This is a genomic window from Alcanivorax sp. VBW004 (genome assembly GCF_009718865.1).
Classification (GTDB): Bacteria; Pseudomonadota; Gammaproteobacteria; order Pseudomonadales; family Alcanivoracaceae; genus Alcanivorax.
On sequence record NZ_WNHC01000009.1, the window covers coordinates 1 to 2,873 of the forward strand.

The window sequence follows — 2,873 nt, forward strand, 5'->3', positions numbered from 1 at the left end:
GCAACTGTGGGACTATCAGGCTTCAGGTTTCCACATAACAACAATGATGGTCCGTCCATGACCCCCGATCACACCTATTATGGCGGTCTGCTGCTATTGGCCCTGCTTATACTGCTCGAATGGTGGCGCCACCCGACCCGCTATCGGGCTGGCGATACCACCACCAACCTGGTGATGTATGCCGGCTACCTGCTGATCGGTCTGGTCTGGCTGGATATCCTGTTCCGCATTTACTACAGCGTCTGGCAGTACCGACTGTTCGACTTTGGTCCCTGGTGGCTCGACCCTGCCAGCGGCCGCTTCTGGGTACTGTGGGGCGCACTGTTTGTGCTTGAGGACTTCTGCTTTTACTGGTTCCATCGCGGCAGCCACAAGCTGGCGTTTTTCTGGGCCGCCCATGTTACCCATCACTCATCGAACCTTTTCAACCTGAGCACCGCCCTGAGGCAAAGCTGGTTCCCATTTATCACCTTCTTTTTCTGGTTGCCTTTGCCACTCATCGGCTTCGACCCGCTGATGGTGATCACCATGCAACTGATCAACCTCGCCTACCAGGCCTTCCTGCATTCGGAAACCGATCCCTGGCCGCGATCCTTCGGTCGGCTTTTCAATACACCGACCCATCACCGTATTCATCATGCCAGCAACGCGGATATTGTTGACCGCAACTTTGGCGGCACACTGATTATCTGGGACCGGTTGTTCGGCACCTTCGCCAGCACAGACCAGACGATTCAGTATGGTGTGCGGCCGGCCCCCGGCAGGCGCAATCCGCTGTGGCTGCAAATTCATGGCTGGGTTGAACTGGCCCGCCGCCTGTTACCCAAACGGAGCACCGGACAATGACTCTTCGCCCTGCCCTGACAAGCCTGGTTCCCGGCCTTTTCCTGGTCGCTGCCTCCACCAGTTTTGCCGGCTGGGCGGAAATGCAGATTGAGCGCACCGTGCGCAATATCGCCGCAGTGCAAAGCTACCACGGTGTACTGGAACAGCAGGGACTATACGGCGACGACATGGTGAAAAGCGAAATCTGGTTCCAACGCCCGCATGACTTCCACAGTCACACCTCGGCGCCGGCCAGCCTCGCCGGCAGCGTCACCCGCTATACGGGCGACACCCTGATGGCTTGGCTGCCAACGCTGGATATCGCCGTGATCATTCGCAATCTGCCCGCCGCACCAGCGGAACAGGAAGCCAAGCGCATTGAGGATGCCTGGCGCGAAAATACCAGGCGCTACTTCTATGCACTTGGCAATGTCAGCAAGGTGGCTGGCCACGATGCCATCGAGCTGAAACAGAAAGCCCGCAACCCCGACGACCTGATCCAGCATTCGCGCACCCAGGTACTTGATCAGTACAGCTTTCCACTGGCGGGCGACATTAGCCTGCACGGCGGCGACGGGTTCAGCTACCGTTACCAGCACATCGAGTTCAACCAGCCGATTACACTGCCCGAAGCTCCAACGCTGCCGGCCTCCGCCATGCAGATCGAGTGGGATCTGGACTGGCCGGATGCGAGCGGCGACGCGGTCACTGCACGGCTGCCCGCCATCGGCAAGCTGCCCGACGCCCTGCTTGGCCTGCCGCTGCAACGACGCCTGATTCATCCTGGCGCGCTGCCTGCCGTGGCCGGCTACTACTCCGACGGCAACTACTTTGTCCTGCTCACAGCGGCCCGTGACTTTGGCCTGCCCAACCCGGCACCTTATGGATTGGACGTCACGCTGGGCAAGGACAAGCCAGCCCTGCTTGTGCTGACACCGCTGATCAATACCTGGAGCTTCGCCAGTAGCGGCGTCGCCTGGACGGTTACCTCCAACCAGCATCCGGAACTGATATACAGCGCCCTGCGAAATAAGCCCGGCTGTGCCAGCCTCTGCTGAGTTGCCATCACTGCGATCGGGAAACAGGGACGCTCATCTTACAAAATCAAAAGGACCAGACTCTTGCGAACCTGATCGAAGGGTACGCGACTACGATAGTCCGATGGATACGCTGAGCCTTACGCGGCATCAAGCACTGTTTGATACATATCTCGCAAAAAAGGACAAACTGACAAATCCGGAAGAGTCCGTATAGCCGGAAGTAAAGCGCTCCTACGGCTTGTGCACCACCGGCAAATGCAGCCCCCAACGAATAGCCACCAGCCTGATACCAACCACAACCAGTATCCCGCCGGGGAACGCGTAACTCTCCGGCACGCCTAGCTGCTTCATGCCGAGATAAGCGAGCACGCCGGCAATCGCGGCCGTGGCGTAAATTTCCTGGCGCAGGATCAGCGGCACCTTGGCGGTAATCACATCACGAATCACGCCACCGGTAACGCCGGTCATGGTGCCCATCAGCACCACAATCAACGGTGAGCTGTTGGCCGCTTCGGCGTACTGGGCTCCGGACAGCGCAAACAGGCCAAGGCCAAACGCATCCGCCACTTGCAGGCTGATGCCCGGTGGCTGGCGCAGTCGCAGGTAAAGCACGGTAGCGATAGTGGCAGCAAGAATAACGACCAGGTACCAGGTATCGGTGATCCAGAAAATCGGGTGACGATCGAGCAGCAAGTCACGCAACGTTCCGCCACCGATCGCTGTGATCGCGGCAACCACGAGCACACCGAGCAAATCAAGGTCCCGGTCGCGTGCCGCCAGTACACCACTGACAGCAAACACGGCAACGCCAGCAAGATCAAGATAATAGAGCAGCATGGGACACTCCGCAGACAGGGCGTCGTTGCCTGGCACCGTTGGCATCGCTTCGTACGCCGCCCGTGCGTCACACTGCCATTACTGACAGTGTGCGCCGCAACAGGCAGAATGGTCAGCATACTGACAAACACGCGACAGGAGAATCCTATGAGCCAGCCCAAGGTTCTCGCC

At 59.0% G+C, this 2,873-nt stretch carries 3 protein-coding genes; 2 read left to right on the forward strand and 1 reads right to left on the reverse strand.

Annotated features, from left to right (window positions below; translation table 11 throughout):
- The first annotated feature begins 57 nt into the window (after positions 1-57).
- Positions 58-846, forward strand: a complete 789-nt coding sequence (locus tag F1529_RS17445; RefSeq protein WP_155137840.1) for a sterol desaturase family protein — start codon at positions 58-60, stop codon at positions 844-846.
- Positions 843-1,883 carry a hypothetical protein gene (locus F1529_RS17450; protein WP_155137843.1) on the forward strand — a complete coding sequence of 347 codons (1,041 nt, stop codon included), beginning with the start codon at positions 843-845 and terminating at the stop codon, positions 1,881-1,883. Before F1529_RS17445 ends, F1529_RS17450 begins: the two co-directional genes overlap by 4 nt.
- Before the next feature lie 213 nt (positions 1,884-2,096).
- Here F1529_RS17450 and F1529_RS17455 read toward each other — a convergent pair whose 3' ends face one another.
- Positions 2,097-2,702 (reverse strand): trimeric intracellular cation channel family protein, encoded by a 606-nt coding sequence (locus F1529_RS17455; protein ID WP_155137846.1) that lies wholly within the window; start codon positions 2,700-2,702, stop codon positions 2,097-2,099.
- Positions 2,703-2,873: the final 171 nt, after the last annotated feature.